We start from the raw sequence: 26276 nt of genomic DNA on the forward strand, positions 1-26276 counted from the left end.
TTAAGGAGAAGGAGTAGCGCCGAACACACCGCAGAACTGATGGCTGTAGTCAATACTCGGCTAGTCTATAAGCAAAACAAAGTAAATTTATCAATGTTAATTGGTAATGTGAATATTAAAAGTCACTTAATTTAACGATATCCATTTTATTTCGATCACAACAAAAAACGTGTACTTCTAGTTCTTTTAATATTTCATTTAAATATTCTCTTTCTTTCATTTGAATGTCTTTCATTTCGCTATGCTGAGTAGAGCCTTTCATAATAAGTATTGCTTTCTTTATATCCTTCTCAGTTAACTGTCCAATTTCTTTTGAATAACTAGTGATAAATTTAGATTTTGATATAACTTGATAATATGTAGCAATTTCAAGGATACATCTGAGCAACGATTCCTTATTATCTTCGATCTTCAACTCGATTAAATAGATACTATCATCTGTCTTTGAGATTAAATCAATCTTGCCTACTTTGTCTTTGTTGTTATTTTTAAGGGGGATTTGATAATTAATAACTCTACCAATACCCCCAAATGTTTTTCCGATTAGTTCCTTAGCAAAATTTTCTTCTTTTCGATTTGATGTCGTACTAATAACAGTTTCAACTCGTTTTTCTACTCTATAGCCTTTTTCACGGTTAATTTCATCTAAATTATTCAGTCTACATTTAATATTTTGATTAAGTAATTCTTGAGAAATGATCTCTGTATATAATACTTTTAAATCCTTTGTTTTACCTTATAATTAATAATTTTGCAATTGTAAAGTTGATCTATGTTGTTGAGACAAACACTCAATTCATTCAGAATTTCATCCCGTGAATAGCTGTACATAGATTATCTCCTAAATTGTGGGTTAGAAATCGATATGGGAATCGCCCTTTTTTACATAGTCGAATTTTTATCCTTCAACATCTTCTCTAAAAGAATAAACTGATCCACCGTTAACGGGAAGAAACTCATATCCTTATGAGGCTGAAACATTGGAGCGATTCTTTGTATTTCTTTAATGTGAAGTCCTTGTCCCTCTTTAGGAACTTCATAATCCATAACTACCGGTAACTTAATAGGATAACCTGGTCTGGATTCAAAAAACTCACCATCTCTCCAGGTTCCCCTATAGGAGAGTGGATATTTTTATGCTTGCCAGCAAACCCCATTCTTTTATCCCTATACTCATCAACTACCCAGTCTGGATAAACAAGTTTAATTGTGTAATCGAGCTTTGACATTGATAATCCCATCCTTATCCTATAAGCTGTTTACAGTGACCACACTCAATTAACTTGAGCTTTCCTTTATGGTTTATTTCATAAATATCTAATGCTTCTTCTTTTGATAGAAAGCTTTTCCAACCACCGGTTCCTTGCTGCTTCTTCCACCCCTGTTTTGATTTCTGCTTCATTTCCAGTACATATGGATATTCCTCATGATCTAGATGGACTGTATAGGTTTTTAACGGAGTGTCAATGTTAACCCAAGACTTCATTATTTCTCCACCGCCTTTGATCGATTTTTTTATGGTTGATCCAAGTGATTGTGCCGTGCATAGTTTCGTGATTAAGATCAACATCAAACCCAAACTTCCGATAAAAGTGCTCCGACCGTTCAATGTGATCCCAGTCTACACTTGAGATCCATCCAGTGATGCATTTGATACCGAGCTCATCGACAATTTTTATTATTGCCTGCATAATTAACGAGCCATAGCCTCGATTAACTCGGTCACCCTCTACACGAATATCAGCAATCCGCATATGGAGGTTTTCATGATCGACTATTAAGAAAGCCATCGAATCCGGGACAATTACCCCTTTTTCGTTAATAACTCTGACCCTTAGAGTAATGTCCTCTTCGTCCATACCATCACCGTAATACAATCTGGTTACCAATATCGTTTCTCCATGTTGATTTTGCGAAATCAAGAGAATCTTATGTCCCTCATTCTCGAAATCAGATGATTGCTGTTGAACTTCATAAGCAATATCATCACGTTTTTTAAGTGGGACAAACTTATTCTTTCGTTTCAAATCAAACATAGGATCACTTTTACTAAATAGGCCTTTTAATACTTCAGATATTCCTACAGAATTCTCCTCGTTATTTTCCAATGTCAAAGATTCCTCCATTACACTTCTTGCTAACAGCAGCATCGCCTTGGGAAATTTTATAAACCAAGATTTCAAAAAAACTACAGCGTCAATTCTCGAGTTCTTCGTAAATCTACTTTCCAATCAAACTAAAGAAAAATATTCGTTCGAATAATCACTATTATAATTCTAAGCTCTTGTTATTTTTGAGGTGGCGATCAAAGTCTGCAAAGGACTCCAGTTTTAAAGAATGTCCAAACACCAAGTTAAACTTCTCCAGAGCTAGCACAGTATCTACAAATCGTCCATTCTCCAACCCTTTGTCCATCTCCTTAAAGCATTGTTTGAACTCACGTCTATTATTAGTAAGACGCTCGGCAATCATTGTCTCGAACATCTCACGTTGCTTACGCATTTCCTCTTCCGCATCAATACATAAAGCTGTAATACGATCAGCCTCAATTTCTGAAAGCTTCGCATCCTTGAGGATGGCCATTGCAGATTGATACACTCCTGAGGAAACCATATATCCTGCTATCGAACCAATTAATGCTCCAGCAGGTCCAAAAACAGCTCCAGCTGCAGCACCTGCATATATACTGGATACAGTTGTAATTCCTGTACCACCAATTTTCTCCGCTACTTCTGCTCCACTAATCTCACCTTTAACATAGCGCAGAAGAGTAATTCCAGAGTCCACAACGCCAGCTGCAATGGAGGTAGCTACATTCGACTTAGTAAGTGCTTGTACTCCCATTTTTGAAGCTCCTGAACGAATCCCCGCACCAATGAAACCGATGGCACCACTTTTAGCTCCGGATTTTCCAGCATCTTTCATAACTTCTTTTGTTGCTTCATTAACACTCTTCATACCTCTTGATACTTCAATTCCATTCTTTGCGATAGAAATAGCTGCACCGATAATTCCTCCAGCAGCAGCAGCATTTGCCCCTGTATACAGCATTTCTTTCCCAACTTGTGTCACTTCGAACCCAGCTGCATATCGCCTTGAGTGCTCAGCCGCTTTTATTGCCTCCGTATGCGTTGTTCCCTTCGTGTGCACACTTCCATCTAACTCCAACCCACCACGTATATTTTGTACGGTATCTCTATGTTCATCACTAAATAAACCATTCATATCCGCACGTTTACCAGCAATACGCTTTACCGTGTCTATATGCTCCGGATTGGTGACTTTTTGCATACCGTTATATTTTGCTTCTCGAAACATTCTAGTAGCACTGACTGCACTATTTGTCGATTTTGTTTGTACCTCTCGAACGATCTTATCACCATCTCGAATAATAATATCTGCAGCTGCGTGAGGATTTCCCTCTAACGCAGTTACTCCAGCACGAATATTATCTAATCCTTTAGAAGCAGCATCCATATTAAACTTGGTTGCTTCAATGATTTCAAATAAATTCCCTTGTTTCTTCTCAGTACCAACATTAACTAATCTACGGGCCATCTCCCGTAGCATCCCCATGCCCTTGATTGCTTCGTCGGTCGCCTGTGCCTGATACCTAGAGGCGTGAGCCCCTAATTGAGAAGAAGCGAACGATATATTGTCGTCGTTCGTTTTTTTCTTTGATTTAATTTTTAAAAAGGCCATAATTGTCACCCCGTATTAGAAATGAATTCACATTAAACTTCCTATCCTTAACTTTCCAACATGAGTTGTCGAGAACTATCCAGAACAGCTACGCAGGAATCATCAAGTGAACCACTTTTATCAAGTAATGGAGTTTCCAGTAGCTTCTTAAGAGTTTGTGCATAAGTATAGGTAAGATGCAGCAACTGTTGGTGCTCCAAACTTAAATCACGGTAATGCATTGGAAACTCCTTCTTTCCAATAAATCTATTTATGAAATGACGCACTTTAAATTTAAAAGTTTGTTTACGATTGGTTTCCGTCTCTTGTAAAGCGTACTCAAAGCAATTAAGAACCGTTGTCATACGATCATTTATCTCCAAAATAGCCTCAGAGAATTGCTCTGCTATGTCGGCTATTGCTGTCAGCATGCTGCTCGCAGAATTGAGCTCTTCCACTGCTTTCTTCGCTTTGGCATAATTCGCTTTTGCTTCAGCTAAATTTTTACGAGATTTGGCTTCCATCAAGATACCACCTATCGCAAGAACGGGGCCAGCCACGATACCTCCAAGTACAGCCGCTCCTCCGGCAATACCAAGTCCTCCTGCGGCCAGAGATCCTCCACCAAGCCAAGCTAACGTAGCATTCGTCGCTGCTACCCCAGTGAGTGCCGAGATCGCGGTACCCGTACTCGCAGAAGCGAACATCATTGCTCCGCCGTAGGAAGCGACACCTGCTAACGCACCTGCACCCATAGATTGTAATCCTCCAGCAACAACTTCCTTGGCCTTCATAGACACACCATGCATCTCCAGTAGTTCTTCTTTTCCGATTAATACCTGGTTATTATATTTAACTGTTGTAGCAGGTCCAGTTAAGTTAACATGAGTGACCTTACGAGCTAACACAATAAATCTACCAATTTGTTCATCCCAAGAGCGCAGCTTAATTTCACCAAGCTGTGTTAATGTTGCTGTTGTTTTTATTTTACACCTTTCTAGATGTTCCTTCGCATTATCGAACACTTCTTGTGATCTCTCATTCAAATCTCTAGCCTCGTTATTATTTGAAACGGATTTACTTCCCTTAACTATACCAACGACACCTGCAATTGCAGCTGCACCGGCCAATATGAATGGTATTGGCATTTGATTTCCTCCTATATAATTAAGTTAGCCGATAACTAGATTTGTTTCTCTACGGGTAACCCAGCTTGAATTTGAAGTTGTTTGCAAACACTTAGATTTATAGTAAAAAACTCTTCTCTGCTTATTTCCTTCTTAAATACGGACTCATACATCTTTTCAACATTACAAATAAGAGGTCTTGTTGCGTAAATCGCACATAAATTGTCTACGAAATGAATGCAGGTTCCATCACCTCTATCAAGCTCGGACAACTCCGGTACACGATCCAACATCCTACAACAAAGACCACATGAATTACAGGGGAAAACTTCCATTATTAACATGATACCTTTCCTGCTACATCTCACTTTTTATTTAATCCAAATTTAGCAATCTTCAAATTTTCCTAAGTCAACATAAAACGCGTTACGAATCTCTTTCCCTTTGTGAACTAGGCAGATTTATAGTTCTTATGGCCCACACTTTCGTTAGTGTAATACAAATAATACGTCAAAAATCAAGAGCTGTCGACTAGATTTTTCCACGAAAAGCATAATCTGCTCTTTCATAAAAACGAAACGTAATGCCCATATGTATGAGATGCATCGTGGAATTCTACTTCAAGTTTAGGTAGTTGATTCGAAGTTTTAATGGCACTAACAAAAATTCATGACTTTCGCTATTGTAGGTATAGAGGTTAAAGGGTAACAGCATAATCAGAAAATACTGCAATACATATATTTCAAAAAAAGGCTTAAACCCTCTTGAATAAGGTTTAAGCCTTTTAAATTTTTTTATAGGTGCTTCCATTGCTTGGAAACTCGACCTTTTTATTAAACATCTCAGATACCCAGCCCAGTTTGCGATTGTGTCTGCTGGTTCTTTAATGGTTTTATACAGAATATCTTCTCTCTCTTCCCAGAAGTATCCTATTACAGTGTTACGATGCCTAAAGTAGTATGCTTTAAAATGGACTGATATTTCTTTCATATTCACTTTGAAATTGTTGTATTCGGTGATTACAAATTGCATTAAATTATCACCATTAATACTTATCGGCGCGATAATTTTGAACTGACAGAATCAAATGATCATAAGTAGCATTACTTAGGAATGCATCAAATGTTAGATTTCCATTTAGTGATGCCATTTTTATAATAACTCCATCGTGCCTTACTTCAAACTTATAATCAGTACTTACATTTGAATGTAATGGCTCTTCCTTAGTTGCTTGCAATTTTAGAGAATCTGGATACCTTTCGTAGTGCTCTTTAAGTGCATCTCTATGATCAAAATCAATGTTCTCTTTATCAAGTATAAGTTCAACACGACCGGGTATAAACTCGTCGCGCATCCATGCATTTAAAATGGTTTGATGAAATGAAACATTCCGATCAATCTGGGTGTAAGGAATAGTATCTTCCTTAACCATCTTACGGAGCATGTATTTTGATATTCCTAGATATTCCGCGGCTTCTCTAGAATTCATATAACCGTTATACCATTTCTTTGCTTCTTCCTCCCCCAAAATTACATAACCAATCATCGGAGTTCCCTCTTTTGTGCTTTGTTAAATTCACGATCAATCTCATCAAGAGCAAGGATGAGTGCATGATAACGTCGCTGAGCATACATCCTGCGCTTTTCCAGATCTTCAGGTCTGTCTTTATAATAAATGCTCTTTGTTGCGCTCTCCTCAAATACTTCATCCAAATGTTTCTTAATATCGGTCTCTTGTATTTCAAGAGCCATTTGAATTAAACGAATGGTTTCTGCAGTTAAATGCATTTCATAACGAGTACCAACTGAAACATCGTCTGATTCGTTCTCCTTTAAAGATAATGATGTATATAATGGACCTCTCGGAGTGACATTCGCAGCCCCCATCCATTCGTTTAATACATCCTCATGAAAAATCACTCGACTACCAACTTTAATATGTGGAATCTGCTTCTTTCTTGCCATTTCATAGATTTTATCGCTAGAAACGCCAAGAATTTCAGCCACTTCTTTTACTGTGAGCGTTACCTTCTTCTTAACCAAGATATCCACCCCTTTGGGCAATCAAATTTCTTACTCCATTCGACATCTTACTTTGAACTCCTGCGTTCCATGCATTCAAAGTTACAAAAACACTCTACATCTATAGTACAATAAGGAAAAAACATAAGGGGAAGCCATTAATGACCGTATTTGAAATTATAGGAACTCTAACTACCGGCAAAGAAGTACACGAGTCTATCGAGGCCGATTCGGAGAAAAAGGCTATGGGGATTTTTAGAAAAAGACAGGGTTACCTAAAGAAAGGCAAGTATCAGATATACATACAAGGTCAACTACCTAATCTGGATGATTACCCGTATCTCTCCCCCAAGCAGCGACTATTCCAAACCGAAACCGTCGATACGATTATTAAGCTTGCGGAAAGAATCAGAAATAATACAGGTACCTCTGAGGACTACTTAACACTCAAGCGTTACTTCTCAGCAACAATCAGAACTAGCATTAAAGAAAAATGGATAGGTATGACTAAGATATCACCTAAAGACATGGAAGACGAACTACTAACCGCCATCATAACAAAATATATACCGCAATACGATAGAGCCCGCGGCAAATTCCTTTTTTTCATCAGGATGAAAATCAACGGGTATCTGATGAAACAATGGAATCAAGAGACATATGTAAATCCCGATAAAGATAAAAGTAGGCCGCGATATAAAGAAGAGCAGTACGCAGCTATGCTCATACAAACTACACCTGAGATCGATTATGAAGAAGATGAAGAAACACGTTTGATAACATACGCCAAAGGAATTCAAAAGAGAAGTCAAGACTTGTCTAAGGATTCAATGGAGAAGGATTTAATGAAGTATTTCTACAATCGTATTGTTGCTCTCGGACTACATAAACGATTCTTAAAATTCCCTAAACAAATACTTACGATGGAACTGTACTATGGAAGTTATTCCAACAAAGAGAGAGAAATTGCATTTAAGCGAGACCGAAAACAACAGACAATACATAAGACTAAAAAACGAGCTGAGCAAAACATTCTAACGTATATTAATAAAAATTTTTAGTTGAATTAAAAAACGTCTGTTTTTTGTGCGAGTGGCTGGTGAACCTAAAAGGGTAATCACAAATTACAATGAATAAGGTTAATGGTTATCTATATACAACTTGTTACTTTTATAATTTAAACTTATATTCCATTAGTTATTAAAATTATATATTGATTAATTTATTTGTAATATCCAATATAGGAATCTGATTCTTACACTTAATAAGCTTTGTTCAATAGCCTCAGCTATAGGATAAGGCTTTTTATTATTTAAGTTTACTTCTCCAATAATATTCATAATTAAAGGCCCTATGCGAACAGCCAGTTTAGGCTGACGTATAGGGCCTTTTTTTGTTTTCCGACCAATTTTATCTTTGATTTTCATAAAAATTGTTTTTCCATCAGCCCAAGTGCAAGCCGTCCGTCCGGCTGTACTTGGGCCTTTTTTTGTTTTCGCAAAATTTGCGGCAAGCGCTGGAGCAATCCAGCGCTTTTTTATTTTACTTAAGGAGCGACGGACATGAAAAATGTACAACCTGATTGGCGTAACATTCCTGCTTCACAATACCCTCACTTAAAGACACTAAAGCGTACGAACAAGCGATGGAAAAACGAGGTTATCTATTTTGACGAAGTAAAAAAAGTTTATTTCCACAAAGACCCTTTGCACGGTGAAATTGAAACGTACGACAAACGCGGCACACATACCGGCGTTCTGAACCCGGACGGTACAATTCATAATACGAAAGGGGCAGTAAAAGGAAGAACAATTAAAGACATTCTTTAGCTCAAAATAGCTACTATTAATTAAATTCCTTGTCCTACCATAAGATGCAATGAAAAAAGCCCAGGGATTCTTTCCCTTGGGCTCTTTTTGTCCGGTGCTTCCGGTACAAATTTATAATACCACATAATGCCATAAAAGTATATTGTTATTTCTATGCTGCCGGCTGTGGCTCACGGCTATCTGCTCCCTGATTGTTCAACTATAGTTCCCCGTTAGCGTGGAACTCTAACCCTCCGGAGCTATTCTATCTCGAACGAATTCACAAGTTCGGTAGAAGTTATGGAATACCCCCACAATTTCTCAATTTGTTCAACAGCTACTTTTGTGCGCCACAACCCTTTTAACGTTTCAGCCGACTCATATGTTGTCGTGCAATCTCGAACGATATTTGTCATGTATCCATAAGAATGCATGTTTCGAATACCGTAATTGCTGTTTATAATGCACTCGTCCGTCTCGAATCCCATATAAAAAAGAACTCTAATACCAAGACTCCGGAGAAGGCTGTCGAATTGTTCTTTAGAATAAATGAGCAGATCTCCTTCTTTCGGTTCTATTTCGTTAGGTATCTTGATTTGATCATAGACCTTACCTTGCACACTCATCCAGGAACCATTAAACACATTGTCACTATGTCTGGATCTCCAAGTTTCAACCCACTCTGATTCTGGAAATGGATTACCTGTCTCTTCCATACGTACCTCAGAAAATTCTTGAGGGTTTGCCAAATGATACCTTTCTTCCTCGCTCGTCGATGTGAGCCACTGAGGATAAGAACTTAAAAACTGAGAATGATTACAATGAAATATTTGGATGCCATGTTTTCGCAGTGAAGTTACTGCTGGCGTTATTTTGTTCAGAATGATCTCTTTCTTCCTAAATGCGTGGGAGCTACCTCTCTCAGTGCTTAACTCAAAACCTAAGGAATCAACGACTGGGCCATCCTCCCAACCAAAGTTCCACAAGTCAACAAGGACAACTCCAATTTCTTCACTTCGAAATGTGATCCGGGAAGATGAACGTTTAAAGGATGATTCCGTATAAGGGACACCAGGACGTGGTGATCTCGGGGTGAAATCTAAATCTAATGTAACCTCCATAATAAACACCTCCTGTAACGTTTTTCGTCACAAAAGTGGAAAATCCTTCAACTTAGACTTATCACTCCATCACGCTAATCTGCCTCGTTAATTAAAAAAGGGAACAGTTGCCTGCCGCGGCAATCTGCTCCCTGTTATCCAACTATCGTTCGTCGTAGCGTAATTCGAAATCACTCGATTTGAAAAACGATTTCAAACCCTGTCGATGTATCTTTCAATGGAGAATTGAACTCTCTAAAGACAAAATTCATGCCAGAAATATCATCTGGTAATGCAGGCGATATGACATAGTTAATAGATAAATGCCCTGAACTACCTCCACCACTATCCATTCGACAATGGTATGCTTCCCCTAGATATAATTCAAAATGTTTTGTTTTAGTTGACTTTACATACAGGTCACTCATTACATCCCAATCAATATTAAAGGTTATTAAGCTTGCGTTACTATACTGCCGCATAGAGGTCACGGTATAGAAAAACTCTTCGTGTTCCTTATATTTCAGAATAGGGATATTTTTTCTGAATCCACAAGGTTCGACTATCGGTTTATAATGCTCTTCATTTCTCAGAACATGGAAAACCGATTTCAAATAATCCTCATAGAGCTTAAAGGAAATTGCCCACTTCTCAATATACTCAAACTTCGGGTAACCTGGATTATTGCTCGAAATATCTTTGCGTTGTTTAACAATTCGCAGATTTGCTTATCAATAGGAAAGATTCGCTCGTCATAATGATCCGTTGGACGTTCAAATGGCATCCGCTTCATCATTGTCCTCCTAATGGTTTTTCTTTCATCATTATTCCCAACTAAATATTAACACATATTGGAAGTATCCTGCCCGATAGCGGGGAAAAGGCGGTCTCTAGCTCTCGGCTTCCTGAGTTGATAGCGATACTGTGGCGGAGAAAAAGAACACCACCTCACTATAGTTCGTCGCAAGGTGGTCAATGATAAACATGCACCAAATATTATTTCGATGGTAGCAGTCCTTTAATAAACTCAGAAAAACTTTCAGAAAGAAGATAAAGATATTTGTAAGATGGTCCTATTTCGTTTTCATTCAAGTTCCAATAGTAAACCGACCCAGTATCACTACTTCCTACAGAGATACAAATTAAATTTCTTAAAGGATCTTCTCCAATAGGAACTATATTCACAGGAAGTCTACCGCTTTTTGTGAACATCAAGTAATGCTCCACTACACTCTTTCCCTCTTTCTCCATAAGAGGGAATAATAGCATTAATGAACTTATTATTTTTCCATCCTTTGAAGCAAATCTTCTTTTACTTGGCTTCCCTCCATTGAATTGCAACAGAAATTCTCTGTAGTCCTCTGGAAAGTTCACCTCATATCTTCGCTCAACATATTTGATTTTTTCAACAAGAATTACTGGGAAGCTAATCTCCATCTCAATTTGCATAAAATGCTCCTCTTTCGTAGGCCACTATTCACCAGTCAAACTGCTCCATGATGGGTTGAACTAAAGTTCTTCGTTAGCAGAACACATCAAAGCACTTTATAAGTGTTTCCCGTTATTGTGGTTTAAGTTTGTTTTCAATAACAAAGAAATGATTAAAGACTCCTATTACCCTTATTTTATTGTTCTCGTCTCCGAAGATTTGGGTTTTTGCCATCATGAAAAATGGCAAGGAACGAATATGTTCAGACATTAAATCGAGGTTTGTATGAATGCATTTATCGCTAGCCCTTTCACAATTCAATCCATGTTCTGCTTGAAGATATGCATGATAGTCTTTTGAGCTTGGCTTTGTAGCTACCAGTATAATAAGTAGCGCAATAACGGGTAGGATAATAAACCTTTTCTTCATTACGTCCCTCCCTCTAAGGTTTTATGCAACGGAAAGAAAATAAAGGGGAAAATTACCTTATAAAAAGATACGCGTCATGGAAGGTGTTGTTGCGCTAATCTGCCCTTTAGTTGAGAAAACAGCAGCCTTTCACAGCTGCCGTTTCTTTTTGGGTTTTGACCTATAGTTCCTCATTAGTTGAATCATTTAGAGTCCATAATTTCATCGAACCGAGTAGCTAACTCAATAAACTTTTCACTCCAACCACTATCAATGGATATTTCTTGGAATGAACCCGTTGGAGCGAATAAGATTTTAAGTTCAGATATTACTTTATTATCTCCAAGTTCGATCCGCCTTTTGAGCGTATCCAATGTATTTAGCACTTCCTCAACGGAATCGAATTGTGACCATATGACATTAGTATTTTGCGAATCAATTAAAATCCTCATCTCAACTAACAAACCTAAGAAATCATTGATATTTCGCAATTTGAACCACTCCAATAATAGAATAGTTTGGTATTTGAATATTTCTATAGATAATAGACCTGTTCTGCCCTTTATTTTAAAGAGGCTGCCGATCATCATTTTTGGCAGCCTACTAGTGGAGTTTATAGAGCTTTCGTACCCAATAGCTCAGAATTTATGAAAATTTATACCTTTTGGGAGCCGGAATTTGCGGTGTGCTGGACGAACCAGTCTAGTGCGCCGTTCAACATGCTATCTGTAAATTGATGAGCGGCATCGAATTCGGTAATCTCGAAACGTTCTGGGCATGCCGCATAATGGTACAACACCGCCGCCCTAAATCTATGCGCTCCGTCGGGAGGCACATGACCATCTTTCGCCCCGTTCAGGAAGCGAATCGCGGGAGCATGTTCATATTTGCTCGTATTCGAGAGTGGATTGCAGCGGTGATAACAATTCCAGGCGTACGTATCCGGATGGCTCTCTTCTTCATCCGTACCCGGACGTAACCAATCCGGCGTTGAGATACAGGCAGCGACCGCGGTGATCCGATTGTCCAGCCCTGTTGCTACCAAGGCGATGTCGCCGCCCATCGAGATGCCCCCGGCCATCACGCTGCCGGTCAGCCCAAATCGTTCAACCGCCCAGTCGATCACTCGCGGATATTCCTCCGCCGTCATTGCTATCATCGGCCAGAAATAACGGCGCTTGTTACTTCTTAGTTTACCGATAAACAGCTCGCGGCTCTCCCTCATCCGCTCTCCGTGTTCGTAAGGATCGTACGATAAAGCTATGAAGCCAGCGTCAGCGAACATCCGCAGATGCGTGCGTAGTTCGTCCTTGCCGCCGGTCAGCCCCGGAAGCCAGATGACTAGGTGCCCGTTTCGCTCTCCATCCGGCTCCTCCCAGATAATCGGGATATGATCCACTATTTCATGATTGAGCTTATTTGTTTCTGTCGCACCCATCGACTACCTTCCTCCCAATTACGATCATATTGTGCGCTTGCGGCCTTCTCTTCATTATATAAAGGGAATCAATGGGAATCACTATTTTGGGTTCTTGTGCCCATAAACTGGACAAGCTCCCTTGATGTAGGCGCCTGGTTTCGTTGTGCTATCGTTTTCCGTTAGTTCAATCATCGTTATTTTATTTGTATAACATCATCTTTCAAATTCAACATATCCCAAAGGTCTATCTCTTCTAAGTCTGAACATCCAATAGTGATGTTATATTGACTATTTGTTTCACTGATTTCAGTTATTACGCCGGTTACATCCAAAAACTTATTAAGGGGGATATGGATTTCCATTTCTTTATCTATCTGCCCTTCTAACAAAAAACCTTGTATGATAAAAGCATTATCTGTCTTCAATGTTTGGGTTACTTGGAACTGTGCCATAAATTCCTCCGCAATCTTACGACTTAAAGCTTAAAGCTATTTATTCGGTGAACTGGTGGAACTACGTTATTTGAATGATAAGTGCCTATTTTTTTTCTCTTATCCAAAGGCTATCTCTTTTATCTCTCCATGCAACCCAACCTAGTGGGAGATCAGATAATTGGATCAAGCTCGGGTCAATGTTAATTATTTGCTTTAATGATATTATGCGTGCCTCTTCCTCTTTTACTTCTCCATCATCGAGAAACTGCCACATTCCATCGTCCTCGTCATGTGTTACGTATTGAATAGGTCTTTCACGATTCATGATTTTATTTGTGGTTATGACTGCTACATTTTCCGGATCATCAAATGGCCATGGCTGTAACATCCCTTTTTAACTCACCACTTTTAATAATCTATCGCTCGCCGTTAGCACAATCATAAACTTTTAATGCTGTAAAAAAAAATAGTGTCCTCATGTGTAAATGCGGTAAGCCAACTATACGATAAGTCGAATAAATACGCATCTATCTCTAACCATGGCTCTATATTTTCAAAAAATATCTTAATATCAGCTGTTTTTGCCTTAAACATTTCCTTTTGTCTTTCCAAATAAAAAATTAGTTCTCCCTGTTCATTCCAGTTTATCGCGTTCTCAAAGGTTACTATTTGCGGCTTATTTCTTAATGAGTTCCATATCAAATGGCCTCGCTGTATTTTTTCTTCTACAGCTAATTCCCTAATGAGCTTTTTTAATACGATACTGGCATCGGAATGGTTCATTTTTTCCATACGTTTGCCCCCGTTAATTAAAAATTGAGCAGGCTACCGGCGATGCTGAAATCTGTTCATAAGTTTGCTAATGTACCTTTTAACTCAACTATCGTTCTCCGTTAGTTGAACTGAACCCTGATTAGCTTCTACCCAATGCTCTATCAGCCTCTAATTGAAGTTGCATGGTTTTAGGTCCCATATATTCTTCCGCAACCCCCAAAGTTGTTTTGTCGTTACCCAATGATTCCAATACTGTAACTGAAAAAACGTTAATTAAGTGCATATCTTTACAATTAGATACTTCTTCGAAATAATCAAAAATACTCTCTAACAGCTTGATGTTTCTATTCTCGCTTAATAGCTTAATAATTTCAGGCATGAAGATATTCTCAATGATGACAGTTTCTAATACCTCACCGTAATGCTCAATTGATTTTTCATAATCATTAACTGTTGAAGGTAAGAACTCTAACATAATTCTAAAAAACTCCTCCAATTTTTTGCTCATGACAACCAACTCCATCGTCTTTTTTACGAACTTTTTAAATTCGCCACGACTTAAATTATTCGCAACTTGATTCGACTATCCTCCAGTTACTTCAACGGACAACGGCAGCCGATCGTGCCGGCTGCCGTCATGTAGTGAGTGATTGAACTATCGTGTCCCGTTACCATAACAAAGAACCCATCAGCTTTTATATTCACTGTCCTTCTTAATACCTTTATAGAGGCTTATTGGCAGGGCGATTATTAAGAAAATTAATGTCGGGATCATTAACCATAATATTGCGCCTCCTTCAGCTAATAGGCTAAACCAGAACCCAAAGTAAATATTCACTAGAATTAATGGATAATTAAAGCTCCTCAAAAAAGTGGTCTTTCGCACAAAAATGGCAACAAACAGAATATATCCAATTAAGATTGGGATACACAAAAGGCTATACTTAATAGCTTCTTCATTAGTCGGCGTTTCGTTCTCATTAAAAAAGCCTTTTTTATTTGCATATGGCACAATAAAAAAGAACAAGTATAAACCAACGAACAAAGATACACATAACACAAGAAAATTTAATTTGTGGTTTAATACAATTGACTTTATTTTACTAGTTGAAAAAATAATCATAAACCTCCAATGCTCCCAAGAGTAATCTCTTAAAAGTTCTCTTTGCACCAGTTGTTCAAGGGTGCATTTAACAATTACTCATTTTAAATTCTACAGTTAATGGAAGTATCCTGCCCATTAGTTGAGTGGTTCATTTTAACTTGTCGGCATTCGGACAATGTTTGTGTCATCCGACACTTAAGCCTGGCATAAGATTTAGAAGCTTGTTTTTTCCCAATCAGTCTTACATTTTTTATCGTATGTTATAAAACCCTTAGTCGAAAACCTTTTTTCAAGCATCCTACTAGCGTCGTATTTACTACAATTCCTTTTGACATAAATTTCATCGTATAAAAATAATATAAGGAGAGAACTAGATGCATCGTTATTCGACAAATAGAAGCCTAGTAATTCATTGTATTGAGTGCTAAAAAACAAACCTATATACTCTACTTTGAGTATAATATTTTCCTCAAATTCAGTTAATCCTTCATAACTAGCAAATAAATTAAAATCATCTAAATCGAAAATTCTATTCACTGAGATTAACGGATTCATGCCTCTTATATACAGACCTATAACCTTACCGTCATCTTTCTCAAGAAAAAGAACATGGTCTAATCTCTCATTATCATCCTGATCATGTAAATAAATAATGTTTGAGATTTCTTTTTGCTTGAAATGAAAATCAAACTTTTTTGTAAAAGATAATATATAATTATTCATATTCAACCTCACTCTTTAATCAAACTAATTCGGACATCAACCTATTCCTCTAAAATCCTGTGCAACATAGGTGCCCCAGATATTACTTTTGTGATTTAATTTCTTGGTTCGTTCTCTAACAAAAAGAATCATACCGACGACAGTATCCTTACTAAATGCACCTAAAATTTATACAATATATTGGAATTGATCTGCCCATTACTTTAACGAAGCCAGGGAGCAGCTGCCGCGTGGCGAGTTGCTCCCTGGTTATTATGCTATCGTTCGCCGTTAACTCAATGCCGTGGCACATAAATACGGTCAGTATCGGTATCAATTACAACATCAGGCCTAACACCCATCCCGCACGAAGAAGGCAGACGCTCAAATTGAAACATCCTACAAAAGATATCTGTGAACTCATTTATGTTAGTACAATGAGATTTGGCTGTTTCATATTTGTTTCTTATTTCCGAAATAGAACATGTCTTGCCAATAAGATATGCATTTTCGAAATAACCATCGATTTCGACTATCAAATTCATCACCGCTGGTTGCTAACCAGCCTGTAAGCTTAAAGGTAATGTAACATAGTAAACGAAAATTCTTTGTTAAACTAAAGTTCCCGTTAGAGTTTAACTTCCAAGCAAGGCTGCATGCCGAATGGCCCGATGCGCGAATATGGTGTTATATGAAGGAACACTCTTCTTTAACTACTCTCACCATTCAGCTTGTTTAAATATTTCAGGGTTGTCTTCAATTATATTAGTAAGATTTAACTCTTCTAAAAACATCTTCATCCATGTAATCCAATTTGTATCGCATGTATCATCTGCCATTTCTATTGCCTGAATAATATAGGGAGTTAAATCTTCAACTTTCATCTTAAGCATTAAATTATATGCTTCGCTTGCTCCTGGCCAATTCATATCTTTAAGAAGAAAAAGCATTTGGGGAATCATTCTTACTTGGTCATGATATTCCATTTCGTTAATGATTTTCATGCAATTATCCCATTGATCTTTACTTGTTTGTGTAATTAATCCTTCAAAGAACTCTTTAAGATTGATTAATTTCTCAACTGCCATAGATTGTTCTTCAATTGGACGATTCCAACTTAATGAAGAAAGCAATTTTCTAACATTCTCTTCCATGAAATCACCTCCAAAAAGACACTTCTGTTCTTTCATATAACGTCTAATCTGCGAACTTCGCAAATTCTCCATACTTGAAATATTCGCGAAGTGATTAAACTATCCTGCCCGTTAGCTTAACGCCTCCAACAGACACCCGTATCCAAGTCCAGCTCTCTGTAGTAGTCATTCACAATAGCTTCACTTATATTCGCATTGCTCTATCAGTAAATCACCAAGTTGCTAACAGATCCAGCTATTGACAGAAACCTTAGCCCTTGGATATTCTAGACGTTCGCCAGCCCCTGTTCGGGACTTCTCCCTAGAGAAGACTCCCATCCTCGGCGTATATGAAAGAAAGCCGGAGACATTGCCTCCGACTACCTCCTAATATTAATCAACGACCTGAAGATTAAACACTGTATCAATATAATACTTTTTTACATTATATAAATAATACTTTTAAACCCATTACTTCATCCGTATCCCTTATCTACACTTTAAAATAAAGGTGGGATACTAATGTCAACGTTACTTATTCGTTTAGGTGAAACTATACGTAATTTAAGGAAATTAAAAGGACTCTCACAAGAAGAATTAGGTGAAATGTCTGGATTCCATTTTACCTACATTGGTGGATTAGAAAGAGGAGAACGAAATATTTCATTAACTAACTTAGAAAAGGTCGCGGCTTGTTTATCTGTCACATTATCGGATTTATTTAGCTCCGCTGAATCCAATGATGAAAAAACATACACTTCGATACACGAATCAGCTACACTTGAAATTACAAGCACACTGCAAAGGCTTAATGATAGTGAAATCACTATGTTTCGGAATATTCTTCGAGAAGTATTAAAAACCTATAAATAGCATCACCAACACTAATTCAACTACAGTTATTGTTATTACTTAAAATAACCCTACGTTGAATTTTTCTTTTTTTATGCAATCTATAATCATGCTTTAGTAATTGGATATTATTATGATACTCCTGAATTTCTTCTGGAGTCATTCTAGAATCTGGTTGAATCAAGTTTGCATAGCAATACTTCCATCCTTCTAATTTAACTAAAATTTTATCCGACATTAGTGGCTCGTAAAGCACCTCCACTTTCTTTTCCTCGTCTGTCCAGTTTTCTGGATCGAATAATCTTTGTTTTAAAGCCATTTGGCACGAGTAGTAGTTCCCCTTGAATAAGAATCCCTTTGGTGTAATAGTTGCTTCATCGCAAAGCAAGTAGTCAATTTGTTCCACACTAGTAACCTCCCTATTAAACTATGATATTTATAGTATTAGCGAGAAACAGTAAAATAATACTTTATTACACTATATAAATAATACATAAACATAAAAAACTGTATCCTCAATACTGGGAACACAGTTTAGACGTTTATTCACAATTTATTTTTATCGCTTTGGTATTCTTCAATTTTTTGTAATACCCACTCTTTAATTTCGGGGGAAGCGTTTAGATAGCCATGATGTAGTTGGTTAATAATCAACGGCCAAGTAAGAGTTTTATTTTGAGGAGAGTTTTCAAACCTCTTCAATACCACTGGAAATACTCTTTTTAGATAACTATCCCGTTGTTCAATTAATCCCTCTAATAATTGGTTTGTCTTGGAAAAACAGTCAACTTTATTTCTTATCCTACTATATAATAACTTGCTTGTACGATTTAAAATTAATGTTTTTGAAATCCTTCGATTAGGGTTCTCGATGAGCAATTGCTCATAAGCTTTTTTTACCGACTCGTACGATTCTATATCCAATTGACGATAGTCACGATACTTAGATGATTTTTTTTTAGGTAGCAGATTTTCCATCCATTCTCTTTCAGTTTTCATTAAATTATTGAACTTTTGTAGACCAAACTGATTTCTAACTTCACACCTTGATGTAAAATTTCCTATGTGCATTAAGTTTATAAACTCGTCTTTAAGTGGTTCAATGTTTTTTGGCATCAATGATCTATTAGTATTTAGAATATTAAGTTTGAATTTTTTTACTGTCGCTTTGGCCGATCCTATTTTTTTTGAAATATAAACTATTGGCATGTTTTCGGAAAGCATCTTAGTAACTGTTTCCCTCCAAAGGAAGCCAAAATCCACCAACAAAACCTTTTTGGCCGAATTATCTATAAAGGATTCAAATCGCTGTATATAGGAATAACCACAAATAGAGCATGTAAACTGCCCACTAATACGCTTTTTAACGATTCTAATACACCCAGTTATCACAGGTAAATTATATGACGGGCAGATTCTATTCTTACATAACCATGGCCCCTTGTCGAACGGTAACCTCGTTGAATATTCAAGATCACACAATATAAGTTTTTTAAAATCACCGATCAGAAATTTAACAAGAAACAAATACAAATAAATATTGGTATGTAAGTTATTTGGAGTAAATAGCTTTACTATGACAGTTTGTTCTAACAGTATCTTCTCATTTAGTCCATATTTATGTAATAATTTTGTACCAAAGAAAGCTATCATATCCTCTATTACTTTTCTCTTTAGGATCGCTCCCTTAATTCCAATATATCCTGATTTTGCCAAAATAGGAATAAATTTTTCAATTAACTTTTCTGCATCAATTTCTGTATAATGATCGATCATCAGCCTTAAACTCTCGACCATCCAGATCTCAAAAGGATCAAGTTCTCCTGGATGTAAACCATTCCGAGGCACCATATGTCCAGATGAACATCTTGGAACTAAAGCTAAATTAAGGGGAAGGTCGCCTTTTAAAGAATAATCTTTAGAACACAAGTTACAGCTTGTAATTAAGCTACATTCATGAATTGCACATATGTTGATATAACGAAATTGATGCTCCCTATGAGGGTAACAGATCCCATATTTAATAGCATCTGAGTGCATGCACTCAGGGCAATACTTAATTTTATCATCAAACATTCTCCAAGCACTTTTGAAAGTAAAAGGCTTTTTTATTAAAGTCTCCCATTTTGAACGTTTAATAAAGGGCATTACAAAAGGAAGATATGTATGCTCCCTGATAAAGCTTTTTCTGCGTTCTTCATCTTTATAGTGTAATTCTAAAAAAAGATCTAACTTAGTGTATATTCTATGCTTAACAATTTCAACGGAGTATAACTCTGTTAGGGTCTTATAAAAACTCTCATTACCGCTCTCAATGTGGTACCTAAATACAAGGCTACGGATGTCTTCATCTGGGAAAAGAATTGGCGAATTTAATATAAAAACCCCTCCATATTATATTTAAAAGGGGCTATTACACGATTAGTTTATTGAATTTAAATAATCCCCCCTCTATAACAAGTATTGGAAGTAGTTTGATTATTATACAAAGTGTCGAAAATCAATACTCTAACGTATTAACATTAAATATGTTATCCTTATTGGATTTCTAAGCAGCCTCAGAAACTTCATTATAAAAGTTAGAAATTGATCCATATAGAAACCGAATAAATAATATATGTTTAATAGGATGATATATATGTTTTTTTCTGTTAAAAAAATGTTGTAACCAATTGATATTTGATAACTCACACTCAAGTAATTTAAGAGTAGACCTGGTGTAGAAGCTTATAAAATCATTAGCAAGGGCTCTTTGGTTTAACCTCCCCGTCAAAGAGAAGTATTTGGTTTTGCTTATGCGATCTCTGTATAGCTGTTGCCACTGATGCCCCGTAAAAACATTTGCACTAAAAACGTATGCAATGTCTTGGCTTATATTTATCAACTCTAATTGAGCTCTGTATTCGTCTAAGGACACAACTTGGTTAGCTATATCGCATGAAAAATCATGCCCACACCTGCAAAAGCGCTTAATAACCAAAAAATTATTTTGTGTCTCAAATCTGAAATTACAACCTGGACAACTCCTTTTTAATCTTTTGCAATGCTTAGGACAATATAAGATCCCAGGCACTTGATGCAGTCTATGCCAGTAGGGAAACCCATAATTCAAATCATCCTCTTTAACACAATCTGAACAAAAATTTAATACTTGTCCCCATAAATTATTTTTGATCCCTAAAATAAAATGCGGTCGGTATTTTAATGTTCCATTAATCATTTGAAGAATTACATCAGATTCTTTATAATCTAAAAACGATCGAAAAATCGGGTATATTGTGTGATTCATAAGAATGTCATTACTACAAATCCTGCCCCACTTACAATTATATCTCTTGATAAAATTGTTGAGATGCGAAGGTAACATACACTTCATTTTGAAACTTGGATTCCCAAAAAGTTCTTTCATGGTTTGACTATTAGTTTCATTCCCACTTTCAATATGATAGCGTGTGCAACAGCTGTAAAAAAGCTCATCTGGAAGCATTTCTGGAAATGAGATCATATTCTCACCTTACCTATAAAAGATTGAACTCTAACGGGTCTTTAATCAAATCAGCATCAAGCAACGACTCTTCAATCGACATTTTTTTTTGCTCGCCAGCTTTAACTATATAACGAATATCAGATATATCCATGAGAGGAAGCTCTCCCTTGTTTTTTTTCAATTTAGGGAACTGTGCTACCTTATTTTTCGTCTGACTACGAGTGCTAGTTTCTTGCGATTCCATTACCAATTTTGCAACATGCTGGTACATAGAGTTTAAATCTCCCATACCATTACTTGACTCAAAAACTCTCTGAGCAATAGACTCAGCTTCTTCAATACTTTTTGACATCTTACTGGTAAACGCAATCAGATCTTCTAATATACTCATTCGATTCTTTTGTTGAATTGCACGTTCATGTTCTTGAGCAAGTTTACCATGAACATAAACTCGGTGAGCAGCCTCTTTAAAGTACTCATTAAACTCTGTCCAATGTATGTCCTTATTCTCGAATTCAATTAATACTGCTGATTCTCCTCTACGTACTCTTTCAAACATTGGCTGAAGCAGTTTTAGACTTTTACTTGCCACAGAGTTAATTAAATTCTGTGTAATTCGCTCGTCACCTCCGTTTACAATCGCTTGGCACTGTACATGCATAAATAATTTAACTGCTATATCTGGAATACCAATACAGTGATAATACATTTGCGACTTGAATTCTTCTGTCAAAGGCACTCTTGAAAGGGTATATTGAAACTCCCATAATGCTTCAATAAAATCATCCCATTCTGTTATCGCTTTTTCTCCGTTCGTATTTAATTCTCCTTCGACCATTCGATCCGTAATATTCTCCACGTAGCTATCTGGTATAGCTCTTCTTGAGTTAGCTAGTGAGCTTTTGAATAAGTATAAGGACTTCAGATTTCCCACAATAACGACAGGAATGCCAATAGTATTCGTTAGCTCTGTAATAAATTCAATCATTCTCTCATCACCGCCTGAATGCGCGCGGTGCACTTTTTGGATTTCATCTATAAGTAAAACCCCAAGATTAATTTGGTTAGCAACTTTAACCATTCTCTGTGCAAGAACTTCAATTGTCCCGGCCTTTTCTCCGAATTTTTCAAAAAAGTTGGATCCAGAACCTAATGCTTTATCTACCGCGGCGAAAAAGTTCCTGCTTAATTGAGAAACAGATTTACTACTCGGGCACTCTACATGGAGCCAAACAACCTGGGCTTTTGTTAATTGTCTCCCCTTGTATGACTTATGATGGATAACCTGAGGAAATAACTGTAGAATCCTCTTATTCGTTACACTCTTCCCCATACCACTTAGGCCAATATCTGCGAACCCTTCAGCTGTATGATTCACTCCTGCAATATTTCTGCCTTCTTCATCTACCCCAGAATTAAACACTTTATCCAAACCTAGAGCGTATTGCCTGTTATAGCTTGGTGAGTATGGATTTCTAGATTGATATCCTATTTTTATCATATTGTAATACTGTCGATACCGGTAAAAGTGTCCGGATAATGGGAGCCAAAAACTTTTACGAATTTGTTGAACCAAAGCCAATCGATCTTCAATATCTAGCTTTGATACATCACCTTTAAAACGGGGAGCACTATAGAGTGCCTCATATAGTTTATGAGCATTTAAACGATCAGGTATCGCTTCAATAAAAGCGTTCCCTTGATTTTCTGGGATTACTTGCTTTTTATATACTGCATCACAGTGGTAGCCTGTAAGATATTCTTCGTCATCAAGATTATTCATGCATGTAAAGTCCCTTTCTTTTCCTTATGCTTGTTTCTTAAGAAATCACTTAATTTATTCGTGGAAGACAGTTGTAAACTAGTTGCAGCTCTGATAATTTCAACTTCGTCCTGAATAACCTCTTGTCGTTGTTCTTCCCATTGTTTCGTAAAGGCATCGACACGATCTCGAAATTCCGCCTCTTTAGCTGTAGCTTCCCTTTTTCCTGATGGTTTTTCTTCATTCGAATATGTTTTTGCTGCTTTTTTTGCTGCGACGTCAGCTTTAAGGTGTGATGCTGCCAGTGCACGTCTTTCAGCCTTCGCTTGCATATTACTACTAGATAGTTTAGTGTACTCTTGCTTTTTAAAATCGAAAATTGCTTTAGCATCTTCAAAATTTAACCCTTTGTATTCGTTAAATCTTTCTGTCAAACTGCACGGTATTAATTTACCGGAATCTAACCGGATTAATATTGCACTGCAGTCCCGTGGATCATAGGAAACCTCAATTTCTTTTTTACCATCAAGTATTTCACTTATGAACCAGCCTGCATCTTCTCCTTCCTTACATGCATAGCATAATTTTGTATTTCCTTTTAACTCCAAACCGAAGCGAGTAACTTTCGCAGTCATTTTTGGAAGTAGTGTATAATGAATTAAATTCTTAGGGCGTTCATGAAGTAAGTTTTTATTAGCACCCCATTCCCAAAGTCCATTTGGCGTAAGGTCAACATGATCTTTAAACATCTCTGGACTTACTACAAACTCACGAGGCAGCGACATTTTATTAAATGAAATAATATGTGCAATCATAAATACATTAAATGTATCTAATGTTATTGTTTCATTAGGTGGGGAATCCCCCCGCTCGCGTATATCTTTTAAAATCGCTCCGTGATTACGAAAAAAATCTCTGATAATTTTATTTGTAATATGAAAGTGCTGCTCAACAACACCTTTTAAATCTGGCCGATATGAGGGGGTATTTGCAATATCGACCCCAATCCCAACTAGACCATTGGGATATTTACTTTTCATTTCACCACGATCTGAAACAATGTGACGCGGCAGATGAAAACAATCCCAATCTTCGGGATCTATCTCAACTCCATATCTTCTACAAAACTCAACTTTATTAGCGGTTGCATTTTCAAGAGCCATCATTGCCCCTTCAAGCCAACTTGCATGGTGGACACTAAGGTGATATCCAACAACTTTACGTGAAAAAACATCTTTTACAATAAACAAAGTTGCTCTATTAATTGGCGTTTTATGATCCATTGCTAGTAGAGTAACATCTGCAGGAGTAGAATCAATTTGATAAAGATAGCCTGGGCCTTCAATATACATACTATTGCTGCCTAATAATGCTCTAAACTCTTTCTTCATTTTCCGTAGGCCGTAGGTATGCCCTTTTCTTTCCCTATCTGAGTAGTTTTTTTCATACCAGTATCGTAACTGCTTCACTGAAGGAGTTTTGCTTCCATCAATTAGTGGTACTAATTCTCCACTTTTTCTTCTATAATGCGAACCTGCATAATATTGCTCACACATCTTCTGGTGAGTTTCTATCAAGTCTAATTTTTCCTCAATACGGAATTTATCTATCGATTTTTTAAAAATTTCAAAATCTTTATCATCTAATGTTTTAATATATTCCCCTTTTCGGCCAGGTCTTGTTTTATATTTTCTATCTCTTCCTTCAGCACCGGAGTCAAAATAGTTTGGTAGTAAACCGTTTATGCATTTCCCATAAAACCAGTATCGCTTTATGAGGTCATAAAGGACATTAAACTCTACGCCTGTTTTATCTTTTATGCTCTCGAAAAGCCTCATTCGTTCAGTTGAAATGTATATTTCTGGTTCCACAGCTACGATATTCTTAATTAGATTCCATTTATCATTTAACTTTTTTGAGTACTTCTCTAGGTATTCATCAGAAGGATTAATAATACGTAAATCTAGTTCATACTCGACTTTTTCTGCTCTAGACTCCTTCAAATCGTTAATTAAATCCTCCATTTTCATGGGATAAGGCAATCCCATTTTTTTAGAATTTGTAATATTAGTAACAAAAATATCTTCTGAATTTGGAGAAATCCAGCATACTCGAATATAATTAATGCTTTCACCTAGCCCAGCTAAAAGTCGAATGACAGAGTTTACATATATCACTTTATAACCCCCTTACTTATAAATAGTGGCTTAACATTTCTAATTAATTTTTGCATATCTGTATGAATCACTTTATTGGCTAACATGTGTTTTAGAATAAACAGGCAAGAACCCGATTCTAAACCATATTTATTATCCGCTCGTAAACAAAGTTTCTGAATGGGAGTCGCAGTCGCATCATCAATGAGGTATTGAATAAATGAATTCTTGATATGCTCTACCAATTCAATGTCTAATCCTTCACGACTATCTAAGAACCTTCCGTCAAAGATCCAATCAATATTCATAATTATAGTAGAGGGTAATCTTGATTCAAGAATAATCCCCCAATCTAAACCTTGTTCTTCAAAATAACGTCTCTCTATTTCGAATAATTCTAGTGTTCTTGATGTTAAGTCAGTTACCACCTTAACTGTTCTCACTACATCCCTAATTCCATTGGATGTTTCAATGGAAATCATAAAATCAGTAGTTTGATAAACCGGCACATTATTTATATGTGCATGAGGTATATGTAACTGCTCAGCTATCTCTAGTGTTCTTTCGATTTGAAGTGGGTACTGTTCTCTAATGTCCACTACAATATCCATCCAGCTTAATAGCATTAGATAGTTGTACTCTACTCTGGAAAGGGTGTGGTGAATTCTTTCTGTTTTCCAACCGAGTGATCGAGTGAGGTAACCATCTCCTGGAGTCTTGTTATCACTCGCTTGAATAAAAGGGACATAGTCTTTGCCATATCCTTGACCTCGTCCGTCCTTGATTCTATTTTCTTGAGATTTTCTTACTGAGTTGCCTCTATTCATATTTCACTCTCCCCCTAAAATAATAAAAAAGAGCCCGACCATATTGTTG

The 26276-nt window shown here is 36.9% G+C and carries 33 protein-coding genes; 3 read left to right on the top strand and 30 right to left on the bottom strand.

Going from position 1 to position 26276, the window contains the following annotated elements:
- Positions 1-115 precede the first annotated feature (115 nt).
- From GON05_RS01735 to GON05_RS01775, 11 genes are all read right to left on the bottom strand, one after another.
- The gene (locus GON05_RS01735) at positions 116-415 is read right to left on the bottom strand and encodes a hypothetical protein (protein ID WP_157317532.1); all 300 of its coding nucleotides are present in this window, start codon (positions 413-415) and stop codon (positions 116-118) included.
- 467 nt (positions 416-882) lie between these two features.
- Complete coding sequence (locus GON05_RS38755) at positions 883-1047, bottom strand: hypothetical protein (protein WP_185157174.1); 165 nt, start codon at positions 1045-1047, stop codon at positions 883-885.
- A gap of 2 nt (positions 1048-1049) precedes the next feature.
- Positions 1050-1229: a hypothetical protein gene (locus GON05_RS01740; RefSeq protein ID WP_157317533.1), complete on the bottom strand. Its 180-nt coding sequence runs from the start codon at positions 1227-1229 to the stop codon at positions 1050-1052.
- A 14-nt stretch (positions 1230-1243) separates the two neighbouring features.
- On the bottom strand, positions 1244-1486 hold the full coding sequence (locus tag GON05_RS01745; protein ID WP_157317534.1) for a hypothetical protein: 243 nt from the start codon (positions 1484-1486) through the stop codon (positions 1244-1246).
- Complete coding sequence (locus tag GON05_RS01750) at positions 1470-2108, bottom strand: GNAT family N-acetyltransferase (protein ID WP_181646086.1); 639 nt, start codon at positions 2106-2108, stop codon at positions 1470-1472. The genes GON05_RS01745 and GON05_RS01750 overlap by 17 nt, the downstream gene beginning before the upstream one ends.
- Positions 2109-2268: 160 nt before the next feature.
- Positions 2269-3702 (bottom strand): hypothetical protein, encoded by a 1434-nt coding sequence (locus GON05_RS01755; RefSeq protein WP_157317536.1) that lies wholly within the window; start codon positions 3700-3702, stop codon positions 2269-2271.
- Positions 3703-3749: 47 nt separating this feature from the next.
- Positions 3750-4829: a hypothetical protein gene (locus GON05_RS01760; RefSeq protein WP_157317537.1), complete on the bottom strand. Its 1080-nt coding sequence runs from the start codon at positions 4827-4829 to the stop codon at positions 3750-3752.
- Between the two features lie 35 nt (positions 4830-4864).
- Positions 4865-5101, bottom strand: coding sequence for a YkgJ family cysteine cluster protein (locus GON05_RS38995; protein WP_221435193.1), 237 nt, complete (start codon positions 5099-5101; stop codon positions 4865-4867).
- A 322-nt stretch (positions 5102-5423) separates the two neighbouring features.
- Entirely contained in the window at positions 5424-5840 is a 417-nt protein-coding gene (locus GON05_RS01765; protein ID WP_157317538.1) for a hypothetical protein, read from the bottom strand.
- A gap of 13 nt (positions 5841-5853) precedes the next feature.
- The gene (locus GON05_RS01770; protein ID WP_157317539.1) at positions 5854-6354 is read right to left on the bottom strand and encodes a helix-turn-helix domain-containing protein; all 501 of its coding nucleotides are present in this window, start codon (positions 6352-6354) and stop codon (positions 5854-5856) included.
- Positions 6351-6851, bottom strand: coding sequence for a helix-turn-helix domain-containing protein (locus tag GON05_RS01775; RefSeq protein WP_157317540.1), 501 nt, complete (start codon positions 6849-6851; stop codon positions 6351-6353). The genes GON05_RS01770 and GON05_RS01775 overlap by 4 nt, the downstream gene beginning before the upstream one ends.
- 140 nt (positions 6852-6991) lie before the next feature.
- On the opposite strand from GON05_RS01775, the gene GON05_RS01780 reads away from it, so the two are divergent.
- Complete coding sequence (locus GON05_RS01780) at positions 6992-7891, top strand: hypothetical protein (RefSeq protein WP_157317541.1); 900 nt, start codon at positions 6992-6994, stop codon at positions 7889-7891.
- 156 nt (positions 7892-8047) lie between these two features.
- On the opposite strand, the gene GON05_RS01785 is transcribed toward GON05_RS01780, so the two are convergent.
- Entirely contained in the window at positions 8048-8407 is a 360-nt protein-coding gene (locus tag GON05_RS01785; RefSeq protein ID WP_157317542.1) for a hypothetical protein, read from the bottom strand.
- Here GON05_RS01785 and GON05_RS01790 point away from each other — a divergent pair.
- Positions 8393-8659 carry a colicin E3/pyocin S6 family cytotoxin gene (locus GON05_RS01790; protein WP_157317543.1) on the top strand — a complete coding sequence of 89 codons (267 nt, stop codon included), beginning with the start codon at positions 8393-8395 and terminating at the stop codon, positions 8657-8659. The genes GON05_RS01785 and GON05_RS01790 overlap by 15 nt on opposite strands.
- A gap of 239 nt (positions 8660-8898) precedes the next feature.
- Here GON05_RS01790 and GON05_RS01795 read toward each other — a convergent pair whose 3' ends face one another.
- The 12 genes from GON05_RS01795 to GON05_RS01850 all read right to left on the bottom strand — a co-directional run bounded on the left by GON05_RS01795 (position 8899) and on the right by GON05_RS01850 (position 17164).
- Complete coding sequence (locus GON05_RS01795; protein WP_157317544.1) at positions 8899-9759, bottom strand: isochorismatase family protein; 861 nt, start codon at positions 9757-9759, stop codon at positions 8899-8901.
- Between the two features lie 170 nt (positions 9760-9929).
- The gene (locus GON05_RS01800) at positions 9930-10352 is read right to left on the bottom strand and encodes a hypothetical protein (protein WP_246238756.1); all 423 of its coding nucleotides are present in this window, start codon (positions 10350-10352) and stop codon (positions 9930-9932) included.
- Positions 10353-10734: 382 nt separating this feature from the next.
- Complete coding sequence (locus GON05_RS01805; RefSeq protein WP_157317545.1) at positions 10735-11187, bottom strand: SMI1/KNR4 family protein; 453 nt, start codon at positions 11185-11187, stop codon at positions 10735-10737.
- Between the two features lie 112 nt (positions 11188-11299).
- The gene (locus tag GON05_RS01810) at positions 11300-11596 is read right to left on the bottom strand and encodes a hypothetical protein (RefSeq protein WP_157317546.1); all 297 of its coding nucleotides are present in this window, start codon (positions 11594-11596) and stop codon (positions 11300-11302) included.
- A gap of 182 nt (positions 11597-11778) precedes the next feature.
- Positions 11779-12165, bottom strand: coding sequence for a hypothetical protein (locus GON05_RS01815; protein WP_157317547.1), 387 nt, complete (start codon positions 12163-12165; stop codon positions 11779-11781).
- Between the two features lie 65 nt (positions 12166-12230).
- On the bottom strand, positions 12231-12860 hold the full coding sequence (locus tag GON05_RS01820) for an alpha/beta hydrolase family protein (protein WP_157317548.1): 630 nt from the start codon (positions 12858-12860) through the stop codon (positions 12231-12233).
- Between the two features lie 329 nt (positions 12861-13189).
- Positions 13190-13447, bottom strand: coding sequence for a hypothetical protein (locus tag GON05_RS01825; RefSeq protein WP_157317549.1), 258 nt, complete (start codon positions 13445-13447; stop codon positions 13190-13192).
- Between the two features lie 85 nt (positions 13448-13532).
- Complete coding sequence (locus tag GON05_RS01830; protein WP_157317550.1) at positions 13533-13817, bottom strand: immunity protein Imm33 domain-containing protein; 285 nt, start codon at positions 13815-13817, stop codon at positions 13533-13535.
- A 50-nt stretch (positions 13818-13867) separates the two neighbouring features.
- Positions 13868-14221 (bottom strand): hypothetical protein, encoded by a 354-nt coding sequence (locus tag GON05_RS01835; protein WP_157317551.1) that lies wholly within the window; start codon positions 14219-14221, stop codon positions 13868-13870.
- Between the two features lie 121 nt (positions 14222-14342).
- The gene (locus tag GON05_RS01840) at positions 14343-14711 is read right to left on the bottom strand and encodes a DUF7674 family protein (protein WP_157317552.1); all 369 of its coding nucleotides are present in this window, start codon (positions 14709-14711) and stop codon (positions 14343-14345) included.
- An 810-nt stretch (positions 14712-15521) separates the two neighbouring features.
- Entirely contained in the window at positions 15522-16031 is a 510-nt protein-coding gene (locus GON05_RS01845; RefSeq protein ID WP_157317553.1) for a hypothetical protein, read from the bottom strand.
- A 698-nt stretch (positions 16032-16729) separates the two neighbouring features.
- Positions 16730-17164, bottom strand: coding sequence for a DUF5071 domain-containing protein (locus tag GON05_RS01850; protein WP_157317554.1), 435 nt, complete (start codon positions 17162-17164; stop codon positions 16730-16732).
- A 501-nt stretch (positions 17165-17665) separates the two neighbouring features.
- On the opposite strand from GON05_RS01850, the gene GON05_RS01855 reads away from it, so the two are divergent.
- Complete coding sequence (locus tag GON05_RS01855; RefSeq protein WP_157317555.1) at positions 17666-18016, top strand: helix-turn-helix domain-containing protein; 351 nt, start codon at positions 17666-17668, stop codon at positions 18014-18016.
- A gap of 16 nt (positions 18017-18032) precedes the next feature.
- On the opposite strand, the gene GON05_RS01860 is transcribed toward GON05_RS01855, so the two are convergent.
- The 6 genes from GON05_RS01860 to GON05_RS01885 form a co-directional block, all read right to left on the bottom strand.
- Complete coding sequence (locus GON05_RS01860) at positions 18033-18401, bottom strand: hypothetical protein (RefSeq protein WP_157317556.1); 369 nt, start codon at positions 18399-18401, stop codon at positions 18033-18035.
- Between the two features lie 140 nt (positions 18402-18541).
- The gene (locus tag GON05_RS01865) at positions 18542-20374 is read right to left on the bottom strand and encodes a TnsD family Tn7-like transposition protein (RefSeq protein ID WP_309491742.1); all 1833 of its coding nucleotides are present in this window, start codon (positions 20372-20374) and stop codon (positions 18542-18544) included.
- A 169-nt stretch (positions 20375-20543) separates the two neighbouring features.
- Positions 20544-21500 (bottom strand): TnsD family Tn7-like transposition protein, encoded by a 957-nt coding sequence (locus tag GON05_RS01870; RefSeq protein ID WP_157317558.1) that lies wholly within the window; start codon positions 21498-21500, stop codon positions 20544-20546.
- Positions 21501-21513: 13 nt separating this feature from the next.
- Positions 21514-23265, bottom strand: a complete 1752-nt coding sequence (locus GON05_RS01875) for an ATP-binding protein (protein WP_157317559.1) — start codon at positions 23263-23265, stop codon at positions 21514-21516.
- The gene (locus tag GON05_RS39865; protein WP_157317560.1) at positions 23262-25421 is read right to left on the bottom strand and encodes a Mu transposase C-terminal domain-containing protein; all 2160 of its coding nucleotides are present in this window, start codon (positions 25419-25421) and stop codon (positions 23262-23264) included. Before GON05_RS39865 ends, GON05_RS01875 begins: the two co-directional genes overlap by 4 nt.
- Complete coding sequence (locus tag GON05_RS01885) at positions 25418-26227, bottom strand: TnsA endonuclease C-terminal domain-containing protein (RefSeq protein WP_157317561.1); 810 nt, start codon at positions 26225-26227, stop codon at positions 25418-25420. Before GON05_RS01885 ends, GON05_RS39865 begins: the two co-directional genes overlap by 4 nt.
- Positions 26228-26276: the final 49 nt, after the last annotated feature.

This window comes from Paenibacillus anseongensis, from assembly GCF_009757995.1.
GTDB lineage: Bacteria > Bacillota > Bacilli > Paenibacillales > NBRC-103111 > Paenibacillus_E > Paenibacillus_E chondroitinus.

Coding starts and splice junctions, on each gene's coding strand:
- GON05_RS38755 (WP_185157174.1), bottom strand. CDS start 1,047: ATGGATTATGAAGTTCCTAAAGAGGGACAAGGACTTCACATTAAAGAA.
- GON05_RS01740 (WP_157317533.1), bottom strand. CDS start 1,229: ATGTCAAAGCTCGATTACACAATTAAACTTGTTTATCCAGACTGGGTA.
- GON05_RS01745 (WP_157317534.1), bottom strand. CDS start 1,486: ATGAAGTCTTGGGTTAACATTGACACTCCGTTAAAAACCTATACAGTC.
- GON05_RS01755 (WP_157317536.1), bottom strand. CDS start 3,702: ATGGCCTTTTTAAAAATTAAATCAAAGAAAAAAACGAACGACGACAAT.
- GON05_RS01760 (WP_157317537.1), bottom strand. CDS start 4,829: ATGCCAATACCATTCATATTGGCCGGTGCAGCTGCAATTGCAGGTGTC.
- GON05_RS38995 (WP_221435193.1), bottom strand. CDS start 5,101: ATGTTGGATCGTGTACCGGAGTTGTCCGAGCTTGATAGAGGTGATGGA.
- GON05_RS01765 (WP_157317538.1), bottom strand. CDS start 5,840: ATGCAATTTGTAATCACCGAATACAACAATTTCAAAGTGAATATGAAA.
- GON05_RS01770 (WP_157317539.1), bottom strand. CDS start 6,354: ATGATTGGTTATGTAATTTTGGGGGAGGAAGAAGCAAAGAAATGGTAT.
- GON05_RS01780 (WP_157317541.1), top strand. CDS start 6,992: ATGACCGTATTTGAAATTATAGGAACTCTAACTACCGGCAAAGAAGTA.
- GON05_RS01790 (WP_157317543.1), top strand. CDS start 8,393: ATGAAAAATGTACAACCTGATTGGCGTAACATTCCTGCTTCACAATAC.
- GON05_RS01795 (WP_157317544.1), bottom strand. CDS start 9,759: ATGGAGGTTACATTAGATTTAGATTTCACCCCGAGATCACCACGTCCT.
- GON05_RS01805 (WP_157317545.1), bottom strand. CDS start 11,187: ATGCAAATTGAGATGGAGATTAGCTTCCCAGTAATTCTTGTTGAAAAA.
- GON05_RS01810 (WP_157317546.1), bottom strand. CDS start 11,596: ATGAAGAAAAGGTTTATTATCCTACCCGTTATTGCGCTACTTATTATA.
- GON05_RS01815 (WP_157317547.1), bottom strand. CDS start 12,165: ATGATGATCGGCAGCCTCTTTAAAATAAAGGGCAGAACAGGTCTATTA.
- GON05_RS01820 (WP_157317548.1), bottom strand. CDS start 12,860: ATGTTCGCTGACGCTGGCTTCATAGCTTTATCGTACGATCCTTACGAA.
- GON05_RS01825 (WP_157317549.1), bottom strand. CDS start 13,447: ATGGCACAGTTCCAAGTAACCCAAACATTGAAGACAGATAATGCTTTT.
- GON05_RS01830 (WP_157317550.1), bottom strand. CDS start 13,817: ATGTTACAGCCATGGCCATTTGATGATCCGGAAAATGTAGCAGTCATA.
- GON05_RS01835 (WP_157317551.1), bottom strand. CDS start 14,221: ATGGAAAAAATGAACCATTCCGATGCCAGTATCGTATTAAAAAAGCTC.
- GON05_RS01840 (WP_157317552.1), bottom strand. CDS start 14,711: ATGAGCAAAAAATTGGAGGAGTTTTTTAGAATTATGTTAGAGTTCTTA.
- GON05_RS01845 (WP_157317553.1), bottom strand. CDS start 16,031: ATGAATAATTATATATTATCTTTTACAAAAAAGTTTGATTTTCATTTC.
- GON05_RS01850 (WP_157317554.1), bottom strand. CDS start 17,164: ATGGAAGAGAATGTTAGAAAATTGCTTTCTTCATTAAGTTGGAATCGT.
- GON05_RS01855 (WP_157317555.1), top strand. CDS start 17,666: ATGTCAACGTTACTTATTCGTTTAGGTGAAACTATACGTAATTTAAGG.
- GON05_RS01870 (WP_157317558.1), bottom strand. CDS start 21,500: ATGATCTCATTTCCAGAAATGCTTCCAGATGAGCTTTTTTACAGCTGT.
- GON05_RS01875 (WP_157317559.1), bottom strand. CDS start 23,265: ATGAATAATCTTGATGACGAAGAATATCTTACAGGCTACCACTGTGAT.
- GON05_RS01885 (WP_157317561.1), bottom strand. CDS start 26,227: ATGAATAGAGGCAACTCAGTAAGAAAATCTCAAGAAAATAGAATCAAG.